The organism is Streptomyces albidoflavus (genome assembly GCF_000719955.1).
GTDB classification, from domain to species: Bacteria; Actinomycetota; Actinomycetes; order Streptomycetales; family Streptomycetaceae; genus Streptomyces; species Streptomyces albidoflavus.
In genome coordinates this window covers 140,406-156,500 of record NZ_JOII01000006.1, presented here as the reverse complement: position 1 = coordinate 156,500, position 16,095 = coordinate 140,406, and the positions used below count along the sequence as shown (strand labels likewise).

Below are 16,095 nucleotides of genomic sequence, written 5' to 3'. Positions count from 1 at the left end.
CCTTGGCGCCCCCAGTCCCCCGCGCGTACCGTCCCCGCATGGGGCGACTCGTGCAGGCCCGTGCGGCTGATGTGGAGGTGCTTGCCGGGGTGTTGGCGAGTGCGTACCGGGACGATCCGGTCTGGGCGTGGCTGATGCCGCGTGACCGGGAGGGGCGGCTCCGGTTGCTGTTCCGGGGGCATCTCGCGCAGCAGATCCCGTACGGGCGGGTGTGGACCGATGAGGGGCGGCGGGTGGTGTGCGTGTGGGCGGAGCCCGGTGCCTGGAAGCTGCCGGCCGCCTATCTGCTGCGGAACGCGGGGACGCTGGTCCGGGCGGGCCGGGCGGAGCTGCCGAGGGTCGGGGCGCGGTTGTTCGCCCTGGAGCGGCGGCATCCGAGGATGCCGGAGCACTGGTACGTCGAGTTCCTGGGGACGCGGGCCGAGGCTCAGGGGACGGGGCTCGGGGGCGTGGTGCTCGGTGGGTTGCTGGAGCGGGCGGATGCCGACGGGCGGCCGGTGTTCCTGGAGTCGAGCAATGAGCGGAATCTGGGGTTCTACCAGCGGCTGGGGTTCGTGACCGAGCGGCGGCTCACGTTCCGTTCCGGTCCGGAGATGTGGGCCATGTGGCGGCACGGGAAGCGGAGTTGAGGGGCGAGCCGTTCGCCCCGTACCGCTGCTTCCGCCGCGCCCGCCCGCCTGCCGCTCCCGGGCCGTTCCTCAGCGTCGGCGGGACTTGACCGGGCCGGCTTTCGGGCACCCCACGGCCGATCGACGTGCCTGGCCCTCCCCCGTCCGGGCGCGGACGCCCGTCACCCCTCCATCGCCCAGACCAGCAGTTCGGCCGGGGCCTCGCCGTGCGCCATGAGCGTAAGGGGGCCTTCGGCCGGGGCGCCGATCCGGGCGGAGTCCCCGGGGCCCAGTTCCGCCGCCGGGGCGCCGTTCCGGACGTCGGCCTCCGGGGCGCCGGACGGGGCCTCCGCCGGGGCGGGGCCGAACCGGACCTCACCGTTCAGTACGTGGACGTACCGGAGTGGCGCCTCCGGCAGGGGCTGCGGACGGCCGGGGGTGAGCTGGAGGTGGTGGAGGGTGGCTGCCGCGGCGGGGAGGGTGAGGACGACGGTGTCGGCGTGGTCCTGGGGGAGGTCCTCGCGGCGGATGAGGGAGTAGGCGGGGGTGCCGTCCCAGGTGAGGGGGGCCAGCCACATCTGGAGGAAGGCGAGGGGGGCGGGGCCGTCGTTGCGCTCGACGTGGCGGACGCCGGAGGCGGCGCTGAGGTGCTGGACGTCGCCGGGGCGGACCACGGTGGTGTGGCCGGTGGAGTCCTGGTGGGTCAGCTCCCCCTCGGTCACCCACGTGACGATCTCGGTGTGGCTGTGCGGGTGCTCGTCGAAGCCCGCGCCGGGAGCGAGGCGCTCCTCGTTGCAGGCGAGGAGCGGGCCGAAGCGGAGGTTGTCCGGGTCGTAGTGCCGGCCGAAGGAGAAGGCGTGCAGAGAGCTGATGCCGGACGGGGGCTCGCTGCCCCGGTACCGGTCGCCGGAGCGCCGTACGTCGATCACCCGCACCACGGTACGGCCCGGCCCTCCACGCGTCCGGCGCCCCTCCCCTGCGACCCGCCAGCCCACCACCCCTCTCCGATGAGGCAGTCTTGTCACGTGTCCCAACCCGAATCCACACCCCCCGACCGGCCCACCGAGCAGTCCGCGGAGCACTCCGCGGAGGCGGGGGCCGGCCACCCGCACACCGCGACGCTGAAGCGGCTGGAGCGTTCCTCCGGGCGCCTCGCCGCCAACGCCATCGCGCGGATGGACGAGACGCTGCCCTGGTACCGGGCGATGCCCCCGGAGAACCGTTCGTGGATCGGCCTGGTGGCGCAGGCGGGTATCGCGGCGTTCACCGAGTGGTTCCGGCAGCCGGACGCGCCGCAGGCGATCTCCACCGACGTCTTCGGCACGGCACCGCGCGAACTGACGCGGGCGATCACGCTGCGGCAGACCGTGGAGATGGTGCGCACCACGATCGAGGTGATGGAGACCGCGATCGACGAGGTGGCGGCGCCGGGCGACGAGTCGGTGCTGCGGGAGGCGCTGCTGGTCTACGCCCGCGAGATCGCCTTCGCCACCGCCCAGGTCTACGCGCAGGCGGCCGAGGCGCGCGGCGCCTGGGACGCCCGGCTGGAGTCGCTGGTGGTCAACGCGGTGCTCTCCGGCGAGGCCGACGAGGGCGCCGTCTCCCGGGCGGCCGCGCTCGGCTGGAACTCCCCCGAGCACGTCTGCGTCATCCTCGGCACCGCGCCCGACGGCGACAGCGAGCTGACCGTGGAGGCGATCCGGCGGGCCTCGCGCGGGGCCAAGGTGCAGGTGCTGACCGGCGTCCTCGGCAACCGTCTGGTGGTGATCGCGGGCGGCAGCGACAACCCGCTGCACGTGGCGAAGGCGTTGATCGGGCCGTACGCGGCGGGGCCCGTGGTGGCCGGTCCGGTGGTGGCGGATCTGCTGGCGGCGACGCGTTCGGCGCAGGCCGCCGCGGCGGGGCTGAAGGCGTGCGCGGCCTGGCAGGACGCGCCCCGCCCGGTCCTCGCGGACGATCTGCTGCCCGAGCGCGCGATGGCGGGCGATCCCGCCGCGCGGGACCAGCTGGTGGAGGAGATCTACAGACCGTTGGAGGAGGCGGGGTCCGCCCTCCTGGAGACCTTGAGTGTGTACCTGGAGCAGGCGAGCAGCCTCGAAGGGGCGGCGCGGATGCTGTTCGTCCACCCGAACACCGTGCGCTACCGGCTTCGACGTGTGACTGACGTCACCGGCTGGTCACCCTCCGACGTGCGATCGGCCTTCACGCTGCGTATCGCGCTGATCCTGGGGCGCTTGGCGGACGCCGAGGCGCAACTCTAGGATTTTGTCGGACACCAACAATTCCCCTGACGGTTCTTGGTCCCTGTCCCCACCGGCCGTCGGGGCCCTCCCCAAGAGAGAGTGTGAGAGTGCTCGTACTCGTCGCTCCCGGCCAGGGCGCTCAGACGCCCGGCTTCCTGACCCCCTGGCTCGAACTCCCCGGTGCCGCCGACCGCGTCGCGGCCTGGTCCGACGCCATCGGCCTCGACCTGGTGCACTACGGCACCGAGGCGGACGCCGAGGCGATCCGTGACACCGCGGTGGCCCAGCCGCTGCTGGTCGCGGCCGGGCTGCTCTCCGCCGCCGCGCTCGGCGAGGTGGCCCCCGGCGCCGTCGCGGGTCACAGCGTCGGCGAGATCACAGCCGCCGCCTTCGCCTCGGTCCTGGACGACACCGCCGCGCTGCGCCTGGTGCGCCGCCGCGGGCAGGCGATGGCCGAGGCCGCTGCGGTCACGGCCACCGGGATGGCCGCCCTGCTCGGCGGCGACCCGGAGGTGACCCTGGCCCACCTGGAGAAGCTCGGCCTCACCCCGGCCAACGTCAACGGCGCCGGGCAGATCGTCGCCGCGGGCACGCTGGAGCAGATCGACGCCCTGGTGGCCGACAAGCCCGAGGGCGTGCGCCGGGTGGTGCCGCTCAAGGTGGCCGGTGCCTTCCACACCACGCACATGGCCCCGGCCGTGGCGGAGCTGGAGACGGCCGCCAAGGAGCTGGCCCCGGCCGACCCGGTGGTGCCGTACGTCTCCAACCGGGACGGCGCGCGGGTGGCCACGGGTACGGAGGTGCTGGAGCGGCTGGTGGGCCAGGTGGCCAACCCGGTCCGCTGGGACCTGTGCATGGAGACCTTCCAGGAGCTGGGCGCGACCGCGCTGCTGGAGGTCTGCCCGGGCGGCACGCTGACCGGACTGGCCAAGCGTGCGATGCCGGGCGTCAAGACGCTCGCCCTGAAGACCCCCGACGACCTCGACGCCGCACGCGCCCTGATCGCCGAGCACTCCCCCGCCGCCCCGGCGGACTCGCAGACGGCCTGAGAAGGAGCACCGACAGCATGGCGAAGATCAAGCCCAGCAAGGGTGCACCGTACGCGCGCATTCTCGGGGTCGGCGGCTACCGCCCGACGCGGGTGGTGCCCAACGAGGTGATCCTGGAGCGGATCGACTCGTCCGACGAGTGGATCCGCTCGCGTTCGGGCATCGCGACCCGGCACTGGGCCGACGACCAGGAGACCGTCACCGCGATGTCGGTGGAGGCGGCGGGCAAGGCCATCGCGGACGCCGGTATAGCCCCGGCCGACATCGGCGCCGTCGTCGTCTCGACGGTCTCGCACTTCAAGCAGACCCCGGCGGTCGCCACCGAGATCGCCCACCTGGTGGGCGCCGGCAAGCCCGCCGCCTTCGACATCTCCGCCGGCTGCGCGGGGTTCGGCTACGGCCTGACCCTGGCCAAGGGCATGATCGTCGACGGGTCGGCCGAGCACGTGCTGGTCATCGGCGTGGAGCGGCTCAGCGACCTCACCGACCACGAGGACCGCGCGACGGCCTTCCTCTTCGGTGACGGCGCGGGCGCGGTCGTCGTCGGCCCCTCCGACGTCCCGGCCATCGGGCGGACGGTGTGGGGCTCCGAGGGCGACAAGTCGGAGACCATCAAGCAGACGGTGTCGTGGGCGGAGTACCGCGACGGCCACCCGGAGAAGTTCCCGGCGATCACGCAGGAGGGCCAGGCGGTCTTCCGCTGGGCCGTCTTCGAGATGGCCAAGGTCGCCCAGCAGGCGCTGGAGGCCGCCGGGATCACCGCGGACGACCTGGACGTCTTCATTCCGCACCAGGCCAACATGCGGATCATCGACTCGATGGTGAAGACCCTCAAACTGCCGGAGCACGTCACGGTCGCCCGTGACATCGAGACCACCGGCAACACCTCGGCCGCGTCGATCCCGCTCGCGATGGAGCGGCTTCTGGCGACGGGCGAGGCCAAGAGCGGCGACACGGCACTCGTCATCGGCTTCGGGGCGGGTCTCGTCTACGCCGCGACGGTCGTTACTCTCCCCTAGGCGCCGCTCACCTCCGGTTCTTCCGGAGTGCGCGGAACCGTACACCTCAGAACACCAACGAAGGAGCGCCATCATGGCCGCCACGCAGGAAGAGATCGTCGACGGTCTCGCGGAGATCGTGAACGAGATCGCCGGCATCCCGGTCGAGGACGTCCAGCTGGACAAGTCCTTCACCGACGACCTGGACGTCGACTCGCTGTCCATGGTCGAGGTCGTCGTCGCCGCCGAGGAGCGCTTCGACGTGAAGATCCCCGACGAGGACGTCAAGAACCTCAAGACCGTCGGCGACGCCACGTCCTACATCCTGAAGCACCAGGGCTGAGCCCCGACGCACCGGGAGCGGCCCCGGGCCTTCCGGGTCCGCTCCCCGCTGCCCGGCCCCGGCCTCGGCCGGTCCGGGCGCCCGACCGCCGCACCGGTGGTGGCGCGCCTCGTAGCTCGACCCTCTGACCTGTGGAGACAAGCCCTGTGAGCCCGACCAATCGCACCGTGGTCGTCACCGGTATCGGCGCGACCACCCCGCTGGGTGGCGACGCCGCATCGACCTGGGAAGGTCTGATCGCGGGCCGCTCCGGCGTCCGTCCGCTGGACGACGAACGCTACGCGGACCTGCCGGTCCGGATCGCCGCGCAGATCGCGGTGGAGCCGGCCGAGGTCCTGCCGCGCCCCCTGGTACGCAAGCTCGACCGCTCGGCGCAGTTCGCGCTGATCGCCGCCCGTGAGGCCTGGGCCGACGCCGGTTACACGGCGATGGCGGGCGAGGACGAGCAGATCAGCCCGGAGCGCCTCGGCACGGTCATCGCCTCCGGCATCGGCGGCGTCACCACGCTGCTGGACCAGTACGACGTGCTGAAGGAGAAGGGCGCCCGGCGCGTCTCCCCGCACACCGTGCCCATGCTGATGCCGAACAGCCCCTCGGCCAACGTCGGCCTGGAGGTCAACGCCCGGGCCGGTGTGCACACCCCGGTGTCGGCCTGCGCCTCCGGCGCCGAGGCGATCGGCTACGCGGTGGAGATGATCCGCACCGGCCGCGCCGACGTGGTCGTGGCGGGCGGCACCGAGGCGGCCATCCACCCGCTGCCGGTGGTGGCGTTCGCCAACATGATGGCGATGTCGAAGAACAACGACGAGCCCGAGAAGGCGTCGCGCCCCTACGACACCGGCCGCGACGGCTTCGTCCTCGGCGAGGGCGCGGGCGTCGTCGTCCTGGAGTCGGCCGAGCACGCGGCGGCGCGCGGGGCGAGCGTCTACTGCGAGGTGCTGGGCCAGGGCCTGTCGGCCGACAGCCACCACATCGCGCAGCCCGAGCCGACCGGCCGGGGCATCGCGGCGGCGCTGCAGCACCTGATGGACGACACCGACCTGAAGCCCTCCGAGGTCGTGCACCTGAACGCGCACGCCACCTCGACGCCGCAGGGCGACATCGCCGAGGTCAAGGCGCTTCGCCAGATCCTGGGCGAGGACCTGGAGCACGTGGCGATCTCGGCGACCAAGTCGATGACGGGCCACCTGCTCGGCGGCGCCGGCGGCATCGAGACGGTCGCGACGGTCCTGGCGCTGAAGCACCGCAAGGCCCCGCCGACGCTCAACGTCGACGAGCTGGACCCGGCGATCACCGAGGCCGGCGCGGACGTGGTCCGCGGCGAGGCGCGCGAGCTGCCCGAGGGCACCGTCGCCGCGATCAACAACTCGTTCGGCTTCGGCGGCCACAACGTGGTCCTCGCCTTCCGCACGGTCTGACCGGCCCGCGTACGCAGGGCGAAGGGCCCGCCTCCCCCCGTGGGGAGGCGGGCCCTTCCGCTGTACGGGCGTGCGGGCGCCCGGGGCTCAGACGACCTGGTGGAGCCAGCGGACGGGGGCGCCCTCGCCGGCGTGACGGAAGGGTTCCAGTTCGTCGTCCCAGGGCTTGCCGAGGAGGCGGGCGATCTCGGCCTCCAGGTCGGTCTCGCCGGCCTGGGAGCGGACCAGGGCGGCGCGCAGCCGGTCCTCGGGGACGAGAATGTCGCCGTGGATGCCGGTGACGGCGTGGAAGATGCCGAGGCCCGGGGTGGAGCTGTACCGCTCGCCCTCGGCGCCGGGGCTGGGTTCGGCGGTCACCTCGAAACGCAGCTGCTGCCAGCCGCGCAGCGCGGAGGCGAGCCGGGAGGCGATGCCGGCCTGGCCCTGCCAGGAGAACTCGGCTCTCCAGGTGCCCGGGGCGGCGGGCTGCCGAATCCAGTCGAGGCTGACGCGCACGCCGAGCACACCGGCCACGGCCCACTCGACATGCGGGCACAGCGCGCGGGGAGCGGAGTGCACGTACAGGACTCCACGTGTCGTCACCGGAACCTCCAGTGGGGGACCGAGGGGCGCTGTCCCGAGCGGCCTCGCACCCATGCCGAGCGAATTTCCCAAATAGGACAGATGTGACGTGATGTAACTTAGCGGAACCGGTGGGCGGCGCGGCCCCCGGGGCGTCCGTACGCCACCGGCCGGACTGCCCGGGGCCAAAGCTACCGTGCCGCACCCGTGGGAGGGTGACGTACCGTCGGGCCGGTTTCCCCGAATCCCCAGCCTTTCACCCGCCAGGACGCGCCCGGCGCACGCCCGGCGCCACCCGCCCGGCCTAGGTTCTGTCCGGCGGATCATGTGACCTTCTGACCGGTCGCTCGTTGGTTCGGTCATGGGTCGGGGGGATCTGACGAATCGCGAGTGGTCGTTACTGGAACCACATCTGCCGCCTTCGGGTCGGCGGGGCGGCCGATGGAACGACCACCGCACTGTGGTCAACGGCGTCCTGTTCCGGGTCCGGACCGGTGTCCCGTGGCGTGACCTGCCGGAACGCTACGGCTCGTGGAAGACCGTCTATGAACGGCATCGCCGCTGGTCGGCGGACGGAACCTGGGACCGGATCCTGCACTCGGTCCAGGCCGACGCCGACCTGGCGGGGCGGATCGACTGGTCGATGGTCGGTGTCGACTCGACGTCCTGCCGGGCCCACCAGCATGCGGCCGGCGCCCGCAAGACCCGGCCGCGGGTCCCGAAAAAAGGACGACGCCCCGGCACCACCGCCCCGACGAGGGACTCGGACGGTCCCGGGGCGGCCTGACCTGCAAGATCCACCTTGCCGGCGAAGGCGGCTGCCGCCCCATGGCCCTCCTGCTCACGCCGGGCCAGTGGGGCGACGCCCCACAGATGATCGAGGTCCTGGACCGCATTCGGGTCCCCCGTCCGCTGGGCGGACGACCCCGGACACGGCCGGACCACGTCAGCGGCGACAAGGCATACAGCTCACGCCGCAACCGCAGCTACCTGCGAAGACGCGACATCCGACACACGATTCCGGAACCGAAGGACCAGCGGGCCAACCGCCGCCGCAGAGGCAGCGCGGGCGGCAGGCCCACCGGCTTCGACCGCGACCACTACCGGCGCCGCAACGAGGTCGAGCGGACCATCAACCGGCTTAAGAACTCCCGCGCAGTCGCAACCCGTTACGACAAGCGGGCCTACGTCTTCCACGGCACCGTCACCGCCGCAGCGATACGCCTCTGGCTCCGCCAGTGATCCGCCGGACAGAACCTAGGGGGGTGCCTGACAGATCCCGCACGGCACCCGCGGCGCCCGGCACGCACTCTCGCCGCACCGGCCAAAGGCCCAAGTAGCTCCGCTACGAGGACCTTCGTCCGGCGCGCCGAGAGCACGCACCGAACACCGCGGACACCGCACAGGATCTGTCAGACACCCCCGGGGCCGTTCCGGCGGCCGGGTGACGGGCGGGTGGCGCGGCTGGGCCGGCCGGGGGCAGTACGCACCGGACCGGCCGAGCACAGCGCGCGGCGGCCCCCGGGCCGCGCGACGATGGCGCCCGGAACCGCGCGAGGGGGCGAACCCGTTGAGCGGGAGGACCGCCCTGACGGCAGGCGGCGACGGAGCAGCAGGCGGAAGGAGGCGCGATGGGCGAGCGGGGTGTACGGGGCCGCAGGAGGCGGGCGGGGACCGCGGCGGCCCTGGCGGTGCTCCTGGGCGCGGTGCTGCCCGCCTGCGGGAGCGCGCCGTCCTCCTCGCAGGGCAGCGACGAGCAGGCCGCGCCCCGGGCCAGGCAGCAGACCGGGTGGGACACGCGTCCGGCCTCGCTGGCGGCGGTCGGGGACTCCATCACGCGCGGTTTCGACGCCTGCTCGGTGCTGGCCGACTGCCCGGAGGCGTCCTGGGCCACGGGCAGCGACCCGGGGGTGCGCTCGCTGGCGCTGCGGCTGCTCGGGGAGCGGGGCGCGGCGGAGCGGAGCTGGAACCACGCGGTCTCGGGGGCGCGGGCGGCGGACCTTCCGGCGCAGGTGGAGCGGGCGGTGCAGGACCGGCCGGAGCTGCTGACGGTGATGGTCGGGGCCAACGACGCCTGCCGGACCTCCACCCGCCACATGACCAAGGTCAAGGACTTCCGGAAGTCGGTCAAGGAGGCGATGGAGATCGTCCGCGAGGAGCTCCCGCGCACCCAGGTGTACATGGCGAGCGTGCCGGACCTGAAGCGGCTCTGGTCCGAGGGGCGCACCAGCGAGCTGGGCAAGCAGGTGTGGGCGCTGGGGATCTGCCGGTCGATGCTGTCGAAGCCGGACGCGGTCGACAAGAAGTCGGTGAAGCGCCGGGCCAAGGTGCACAAGCGGGTCAAGGCGTACAACCGGGTGCTGGCGGAGGTCTGCGGGCAGGACCGGCTCTGCCGCACCGACGGCGGGGCGGTCTTCGACTTCCGTTTCACCGGTACGCAGCTCTCCCCGTGGGACTGGTTCCATCCCAGCAAGAACGGCCAGGCGCACATCGCGCGGATCGCCTACCGCGCGGTGACGGCGAAGGGCTGAGCGGCCCGGGGCGCGTACGGCACCCCGGGCCGCACGCCGGTCAGTCCTCCTGGAGGGCCAGGGTCAGGCGCGGGTCGGCCGCGGAGCGGGCGGCGCGCACCTCGTAGCGGCCTGGACGGTGGGACCAGCCACCCGCCGCCTCGTCCCAGATCTGGAAGGCGCGGCCGGGGAGTTCGACGGTGACCTCGGTGGACTCGCCGGGTCCCGCCTCGGCGAGGGCGAAGCCGGCGAGGCGCTGGGCGGGGCGTTCCGGCTCGCCGGGGGCGGCGGGCGGCGGGGCGAGGTAGAGCTGGACGGTCTCGCGGCCCGGGCGGGTACCGGTGTTGCGCAGGCCGACGGTGACCGTGCGGCCCTCCGCGCGCAGGGTCTCGTAGGCCCAGTCGGTGTAGCCGAGGCCGTGGCCGAAGGGGTAGGCGGGGGTGGTGCCGGCCCGCTCCCAGGCGGCGTAGCCGACGAAGACGCCCTCGGTGTAATCGAGGCGGCCGTCGGTGGGGGTGGTGTCGGTGACGGGGGCGTCGGCGAGGCGGGCCGGCCAGGTGGTGGGGAGGCGGCCGCCGGGCTCCTCGTGGCCGAGGAGGACGTCGGCGAGGGCGGAGCCGCCCTCCTGGCCCGGGAACCAGGTCAGCAGCACGGCGGCGGCCTCCTCGCGCCAGGCCATCTCGACCGGCGAGCCCGCGTTGACCACCACGACGGTGCGGGGGTTGGCGGCGACGACGGCGCGGACCAGGTCGTCCTGGCGGCCGGGGAGCGCCAGCGAGGTGCGGTCGAAGCCCTCGGACTCGACGGCCTCGGTGGTGGCGACGACGACCACCGCCGTCTCCGCCTGCCGGGCGGCCTCGGCGGCCTCGGCGATCAGCTCGTCCGGGTCGCGCTGGGGCAGCAGGTGGACGAGGGAGACGCTGACGCCCTCCAGGGGCGCGTCGGGCAGGCGGGTGCGGACGTACTCCAGGCTGAGGTCGACGGGCGTGCCTGCGGTGAGGTGGGCGGTGGCGCGTTCGGTGGGGGCGCCGAAGAACGCCTCGAACGGGTCGCGGGCCTCGCCGAGGCCCTGGCTGCCGGACCAGAGTTCCCGGCCGTCGACGGTGAGGCGGAAGGCGCCCAGGCCCCGGGTGCCGAAGGTGTGGCGGCCGGACTCGGGCGGGGTGTAGGTGCCGGTGATCTCGATGGAGTGCAGGGTGTCGTGGGTGACGCCCTCGGGCAGATCGCTGCCGACCCACTGGACGGCGCCGCCGGGCACGGGCGCGGTGCCGAGGACGGTGCCCTCGGCGTCGCGGCAGACGGCGCGCAGGTCGAAGCCCTGGGTGGCGGGGCCGAGGTCGGTCTGCGGGTCGGCGCCGACGCGGAAGGTGACGGCCTCCTCGCCGAGGGCGGCGCGCAGCCCCTCCAGGGGCGAGGTGAGGTGCGGCGGGAAGACGGTGGCGGAGCCGCCGCCGAGGGCGCGGGCCTCGCGGGCGGCGGCGCCGATCAGGGCGACGGTGCCGGGCTCCGGGCCGAGCGGCAGGACCGGCGTGCCGTCGGCGGTGGGTGCGTTGCGGAGCAGGACGAAGCCGCGCCGGGCGACCTCGCGGGCCACCGCGGCGCCGTCGACCTCGGCCGGGAGCTGCCCGGGCCCGACGGCGGGGCCGACGCCGTCGAGGATGCCGACGCGTCCGGCCAGGCGCAGCACACGGCGGACGGCAGCGTCGACGTACGCCTCGTCCACCTGCCCGGCGCGGACGGCGGCGGCGAGCGCGGGGCCGTGGACGGTGCGCGGGCCGGGCATGGCGAGGTCGAGGCCGGCGGTGAGGGCGGGGCCGGTGGAGCGGGCGGCGAGCCAGTCGGAGACGTTGATCCCGTCGAAGCCCCATTCGCCGCGCAGGACGCCGGTGACCAGCTCGTGGTGTTCGGTCATGGTGGTGCCGTTGACGCTGTTGTAGGCGGTCATGACGCCCCACGGGCGGGCCTCGGTGGTGATCGTCTCGAACGGCGCGAGGTAGACCTCGCGCAGTGTCCGGGCGTCGATGCGGTTGTCGACGGTGAAGCGTTCGGTCTCCGCGTCGTTCCCCGCGAAGTGCTTGACGGTGGTGCCGACCCCGCCGCTCTGCACACCCTGGACGTAGCCGGTCCCGATCGCCCCGGTCAGGTAGGGGTCCTCGCTGTACGTCTCGAAGTGGCGGCCGCCCAGCGGGGAGCGGTGGAGGTTGACGGTCGGCGCGAGGAGGACGTGGACGCCCTTGCGGCGGGCCTCCTGGGCGAGGAGGACCCCGGCGCGGCGGGCCAGCTCCGGGTCCCAGGAGGCGGCGAGCGCGGTCGGCGAGGGGAGCGCCACGGAGGGGTCGGCCGCGGTCCAGCGGACGCCCCGGACGCCGACGGGCCCGTCGGACATGACCAGCGAGCCGACTCCGGCCTCGGGCAGCGCGGGCAGCGACCACATGTCCTGTCCGGCCAGCAGGCGGCTCTTGGCGTCCAGGTCGAGGGCGGCGAACGCGGCCTCGACGGCCTGGTCGAGCCGGTCCTCGTACTCCTTGCCGGGGTGATCCGTCATGGTCTCTCCTCGCGCGGGTGGGCGGCGCGGGGGTCCCTGCCCGGCGCCTGGTCACATCTTGCCCTCGCTCCCTGGTGAGCGATCGGGTTCGTGACCTTTTCGTTATGTCATGGGTGTGCCGGGTCCCCGGCCGGTCACGGGGTGTCGTAACGTCGCCGCTGCCGGGCGCGCGGGTCCGGCTTCCGGCGGTACAGCAGGAGGAGAGGGCGGCGCCAGCCATGAGCAGGGGCGGCAGGAACGAGGACCGGCGCGGGGAGATCCTGCGGGCGGCGCTGGAGGTGATCTCCGAGCGCGGCTACCGCGCCGCCTCGCTGGCGGCCGTGGCGGAGCGGGTCGGCCTCACCCAGCAGGGGCTGCTGCACCACTTCCCCACCAAGGAGGCGCTGCTGGTGGGAGTGCTGGAGGCCCGCGACCAGTGGGACGCGACCCCGCGCGAGAGCTGGCGGCTGGATCTGCTGGCGGCGCTGGTCGACTACAACGCGACCCGGCCGGCCATCGTGCGGACCTTCTCCGCGCTGCTGGGCGAGAGCGTCACCGGGGACCACCCGGCCCGCGCCTACTTCACCGGGCGGTACGCCGTGGTGCGCGCGGACATGGCGGCCATCCTGCGCACCGCGTACGGCGAGCGGCTGCCGAGTGGGCTGACACCGGAGCAGGCGGCTCCGCTGCTGGTGGCGGTCATGGACGGCCTCCAGTACCAGTGGCTGCTGGACCCGGAGGCGGTCGACATGACGGCGGCCTTCCGCGACTTCCTCGTCCTGCTGGGCGAGGAGCCGCCGTCCTGAGGAGGGGAGTTACGGCCGGTCAGCGCTCGGCCGGAGTGTCGGCCGGGGGCTTCGCCAGGCCGGTGGGGGCGGCTTCGCCGGTGCCGGGGACGGCGTCCGCCGTGGGGGCGGTCGGCTCGCCCAGCAGGTCGCGGGAGAGCAGGGTGGCCCCGGCGACGGCACCGGGCATCAGAAAGACGGCGACGAACGGGATCACGTAGGCGAGGGCCAGCGGTACGCCGAAGCCCCAGGCCAGCATCCGGCGGGAGCGGAGCAGGGTGAGCCGCCCGCGCAGGTCGACGTCGCGCCGGGCGAGGGCGACGGAGGCGAGTTCCTCGGTGAGGAAGAAGCCGGTCACGAAGAAGCCGGCGACGGGGATGGCGGTCTGGCCGACGACCGGGATGAAGCCGAGCGCGAAGAGCAGTACGCCCCAGATCGCGGCGCGGACCAGGATGCGCAGGCTGTCGCGGGTCGAGACCCACAGGTCGTACCAGAAGGAGCGGCCGGAGGTGGGGACGTTGCCGTCGATCGAGGCGTCGACGCGCTCGGAGACGGCGTCGTAGAAGGGCGAGCCGACGAGCAGGGTGACCGAGGTGAAGGTGATCACCGCGAGCATCAGGCCCAGCGCGAAGAGGACCGCGGTGAGGAAGCCGCGGAAGAGGCCGAGCCACGGGGAGCCCCAGCCGTCGGCGAAGGGGGTGGCCCAGGCGATCAGGTCGTCGGCGCCGAAGGCGAGCGCGACCAGCGCCGCCGCGTAGACGACCAGCGTGATCAGGCCGGGCAGCAGACCCAGCCCGAAGGTCTTCCCATGGGACAGCGCCCAGCGCTGGCCGTTCATCAAGTACCGGAAACCGACGCCGAGATCACCCATGCGGGAACCCTACCGGCCCACCCGCACCGCGTGCGCGGGGCGGGTGGGCCGGGGGCCGCGGGGCGGGGTCAGGCGACGGTGAGGGTCACCTTGATGTTGCCGCGGGTGGCGTTGGAGTACGGGCAGACCTCATGGGCCTTGGCGACGAGCTCCTCGGCGGTGGCGCGGTCCACGTTCGGGATGGAGGTGATCAGCTCGACCTCCAGGCCGAAGCCGCCGGCCTCGGCCTTGCCGATGCCGACCTGCGCGGTGACGGTCGAGCCCTTGATGTCGGCCTTGGCGGCCCGGGCCACGACGCCCAGCGCGCCCTGGAAGCAGGCGCTGTAACCGGCGGCGAAGAGCTGCTCCGGGTTGGTGCCGGCGCCGCTTCCGCCCATCTCCTTGGGCGGGTTGACGACGACGTCGAGCTTGCCGTCGTCGGTCGCGACCCGGCCGTCACGGCCGTTCTCGGCGGTGGCGACGGCGGTGTAGGCGACGTCTATGTGCTGGATGGACATGCGTGTTCCTCCTGATTGTTCCGCCGGGGCTCGCGCCCACGACCCCGGCGGGCCGTGGCCGAGCCTAGACGAGAGAGTCGTTCAGCGGGACAGGTCGATGATCATCTTGCCGGTGTTCTCGCCCCGGAGCATGCCGAGGAAGCCCTCCACACCGTTGTCGATGCCCTCGACGAAGGTCTCGTTGTACTTCAGCTCGCCGGAGCGGACCCAGCCGGAGACCTCGTCGACGAACTGCGGCTGCAGGTCGCTGTGGTCGCCGACGATGAAGCCCTGGAGCCGCAGCCGCTTGCCGATGGCGAGGGCGAGGTTGCGCGGGCCGGTGGGGGCGCCCTTGTCGTTGTACTGGGCGATGGCGCCGCAGAGCGCCACCCGGCCGAACTGGTTGAGGCGGCCGAGGGCGGCCTCCAGGTGGTCGCCGCCGACGTTGTCGAAGTAGACGTCGATGCCGTCGGGGGCGGCCTCCTTCAGCTGCTCGGCGACGGGGCCGTTCTTGTAGTTGAAGGCGGCGTCGAAGCCGTACTCGTCGACGAGGAGCTTGACCTTCTCGTCGGAGCCGGCCGAGCCGATGACCCGGGAGGCGCCCTTGAGCCGCGCGATCTGGCCGACCTCGCTGCCGACGGCACCGGCCGCGCCGGAGACGAAGACGGCGTCGCCGGGCTTGAACGAGGCGACGTCGAGCAGGCCGGCGTACGCGGTCAGGCCCGGCATGCCGAGGACGCCGAGGTAGGCGCTGAGCGGGGCCAGCGAGCCGTCGACCTTCTTGGCGTGCTTGGCCGGCAGGTTGGCGTACTCGCGCCAGCCCAGGCCGTGCAGGACGTGGTCGCCGACGGCGAAGCCCTCGGCCTCGGAGGCGATGACCTCACCGACCGCGCCGCCGTCCATGGGGGCGTCCAGCTGGAACGGCGGGACGTACGACTTCACGTCGTTCATCCGGCCGCGCATGTACGGGTCGACCGAGAAGTACAGGTTGCGGACGAGAATCCGGCCGGCCGTGGGGGCCTCGACCGGGACCTCGCGGAGGGCGAAGTCCTCGGGGGTGGGCCAGCCGTCGGGGCGGGCGACGAGGTGCCATTCGCGGCCGGACGAGGGAAGTGCGGTCATGCGGTGTCTCCTCCTAATGTTTCATGAGGTGAAACAACAATGCGTCTGAATATTTCATGTTGTCAAGCAACCGGCTATCCTGGGACCCATGGCCACCCGCACGGACCCCTTGACCCTCGAAGTCGTCGAGCTGATCGGCGCTGTCGTGGCGCGGTACCACGAGGAGTACGACCGGGCCGCCGCCGAGCAGGCACTCACCGGCGCGCAGGCGCGTGTACTGGGTCTGCTGTCCCTCGAGGCGATGCCCATGCGGCAGATCGCCCGGCGGCTCAAGTGCGAGCCGTCGAACGTCACCGGGATCGTGGACCGGCTCGCCCTGCGGGGGCTGGTCGAGCGGCAGGCCGATCCCGGGGACCGGCGGATCAAGGTGGCCGCTCTGACCGCGGAGGGGCTTGAGGTCGCGCGGGTGCTGCGGGACTCCCTTGATTTTGCTCGGGAGCCGCTTGCCGGGTTTTCCCGGGAGGAGCGGGAGGTCCTCCGGGGGATGTTGCGGAGGATGGCCGGGGAGTGAGTCTTCCCTCCCCGGCGGGGGTGCGGTGGGGTGGCCTCAAGCGCCGGCCGGGCTGATCTTTGGGCTTGGGCCCGGG

16 protein-coding genes are annotated in these 16,095 nt (G+C 73.3%); 10 read left to right on the top strand and 6 right to left on the bottom strand.

Going from position 1 to position 16,095, the window contains the following annotated elements; genetic code table 11:
* The first annotated feature begins 38 nt into the window (after nucleotides 1–38).
* Complete coding sequence (locus IF45_RS0108525) at nucleotides 39–629, top strand: GNAT family N-acetyltransferase (protein WP_026047995.1); 591 nt, start codon at nucleotides 39–41, stop codon at nucleotides 627–629.
* 161 nt (nucleotides 630–790) lie between these two features.
* On the opposite strand, the gene IF45_RS0108520 is transcribed toward IF45_RS0108525, so the two are convergent.
* Nucleotides 791–1,546, bottom strand: coding sequence for a pirin family protein (locus IF45_RS0108520; protein ID WP_030306569.1), 756 nt, complete (start codon nucleotides 1,544–1,546; stop codon nucleotides 791–793).
* 183 nt (nucleotides 1,547–1,729) lie between these two features.
* Between IF45_RS0108520 and IF45_RS0108515 the strand changes: the two genes are divergently transcribed.
* The 5 genes from IF45_RS0108515 to IF45_RS0108495 all read left to right on the top strand — a co-directional run bounded on the left by IF45_RS0108515 (nucleotide 1,730) and on the right by IF45_RS0108495 (nucleotide 6,659).
* Complete coding sequence (locus IF45_RS0108515) at nucleotides 1,730–2,869, top strand: PucR family transcriptional regulator (protein WP_095730220.1); 1,140 nt, start codon at nucleotides 1,730–1,732, stop codon at nucleotides 2,867–2,869.
* Between the two features lie 89 nt (nucleotides 2,870–2,958).
* Nucleotides 2,959–3,900 carry an ACP S-malonyltransferase gene (locus tag IF45_RS0108510; protein WP_030306567.1) on the top strand — a complete coding sequence of 314 codons (942 nt, stop codon included), beginning with the start codon at nucleotides 2,959–2,961 and terminating at the stop codon, nucleotides 3,898–3,900.
* Nucleotides 3,901–3,917: 17 nt separating this feature from the next.
* Nucleotides 3,918–4,919, top strand: coding sequence for a ketoacyl-ACP synthase III (locus IF45_RS0108505; protein ID WP_003947867.1), 1,002 nt, complete (start codon nucleotides 3,918–3,920; stop codon nucleotides 4,917–4,919).
* A 73-nt stretch (nucleotides 4,920–4,992) separates the two neighbouring features.
* The gene (locus IF45_RS0108500; RefSeq protein ID WP_003947868.1) at nucleotides 4,993–5,241 is read left to right on the top strand and encodes an acyl carrier protein; all 249 of its coding nucleotides are present in this window, start codon (nucleotides 4,993–4,995) and stop codon (nucleotides 5,239–5,241) included.
* Between the two features lie 146 nt (nucleotides 5,242–5,387).
* Nucleotides 5,388–6,659: a beta-ketoacyl-[acyl-carrier-protein] synthase family protein gene (locus IF45_RS0108495; protein ID WP_003947869.1), complete on the top strand. Its 1,272-nt coding sequence runs from the start codon at nucleotides 5,388–5,390 to the stop codon at nucleotides 6,657–6,659.
* A gap of 87 nt (nucleotides 6,660–6,746) precedes the next feature.
* Here IF45_RS0108495 and IF45_RS0108490 read toward each other — a convergent pair whose 3' ends face one another.
* Nucleotides 6,747–7,241: a DUF3145 domain-containing protein gene (locus IF45_RS0108490; RefSeq protein ID WP_003947870.1), complete on the bottom strand. Its 495-nt coding sequence runs from the start codon at nucleotides 7,239–7,241 to the stop codon at nucleotides 6,747–6,749.
* Between the two features lie 340 nt (nucleotides 7,242–7,581).
* Here IF45_RS0108490 and IF45_RS32875 point away from each other — a divergent pair.
* Together IF45_RS32875 and IF45_RS0108475 are read left to right on the top strand one after the other, a co-directional pair.
* A protein-coding gene (locus IF45_RS32875; protein WP_103506694.1) for an IS5 family transposase occupies nucleotides 7,582–8,462 on the top strand; the annotation gives its coding sequence in 2 pieces (ribosomal slippage) (nucleotides 7,582–7,942 and nucleotides 7,942–8,462; 882 coding nt in all).
* Between the two features lie 389 nt (nucleotides 8,463–8,851).
* A complete protein-coding gene (locus IF45_RS0108475) occupies nucleotides 8,852–9,751 on the top strand; it encodes an SGNH/GDSL hydrolase family protein (protein ID WP_030306551.1) in 900 nt (299 codons plus the stop codon).
* A 40-nt stretch (nucleotides 9,752–9,791) separates the two neighbouring features.
* On the opposite strand, the gene IF45_RS0108470 is transcribed toward IF45_RS0108475, so the two are convergent.
* A complete protein-coding gene (locus IF45_RS0108470) occupies nucleotides 9,792–12,275 on the bottom strand; it encodes a beta-glucosidase (protein WP_030306549.1) in 2,484 nt (827 codons plus the stop codon).
* Between the two features lie 218 nt (nucleotides 12,276–12,493).
* On the opposite strand from IF45_RS0108470, the gene IF45_RS0108465 reads away from it, so the two are divergent.
* Entirely contained in the window at nucleotides 12,494–13,060 is a 567-nt protein-coding gene (locus tag IF45_RS0108465) for a TetR/AcrR family transcriptional regulator (RefSeq protein WP_003947873.1), read from the top strand.
* A gap of 19 nt (nucleotides 13,061–13,079) precedes the next feature.
* On the opposite strand, the gene IF45_RS0108460 is transcribed toward IF45_RS0108465, so the two are convergent.
* The 3 genes from IF45_RS0108460 to IF45_RS0108450 all read right to left on the bottom strand — a co-directional run bounded on the left by IF45_RS0108460 (nucleotide 13,080) and on the right by IF45_RS0108450 (nucleotide 15,508).
* A complete protein-coding gene (locus tag IF45_RS0108460; RefSeq protein WP_008408700.1) occupies nucleotides 13,080–13,910 on the bottom strand; it encodes an EI24 domain-containing protein in 831 nt (276 codons plus the stop codon).
* A 68-nt stretch (nucleotides 13,911–13,978) separates the two neighbouring features.
* Nucleotides 13,979–14,407, bottom strand: coding sequence for an organic hydroperoxide resistance protein (locus tag IF45_RS0108455; protein ID WP_003947875.1), 429 nt, complete (start codon nucleotides 14,405–14,407; stop codon nucleotides 13,979–13,981).
* 81 nt (nucleotides 14,408–14,488) lie between these two features.
* A complete protein-coding gene (locus tag IF45_RS0108450; RefSeq protein WP_003947876.1) occupies nucleotides 14,489–15,508 on the bottom strand; it encodes an NADP-dependent oxidoreductase in 1,020 nt (339 codons plus the stop codon).
* Between the two features lie 88 nt (nucleotides 15,509–15,596).
* On the opposite strand from IF45_RS0108450, the gene IF45_RS0108445 reads away from it, so the two are divergent.
* Nucleotides 15,597–16,019 (top strand): MarR family winged helix-turn-helix transcriptional regulator, encoded by a 423-nt coding sequence (locus IF45_RS0108445; protein WP_008408697.1) that lies wholly within the window; start codon nucleotides 15,597–15,599, stop codon nucleotides 16,017–16,019.
* Nucleotides 16,020–16,095 lie beyond the last annotated feature (76 nt).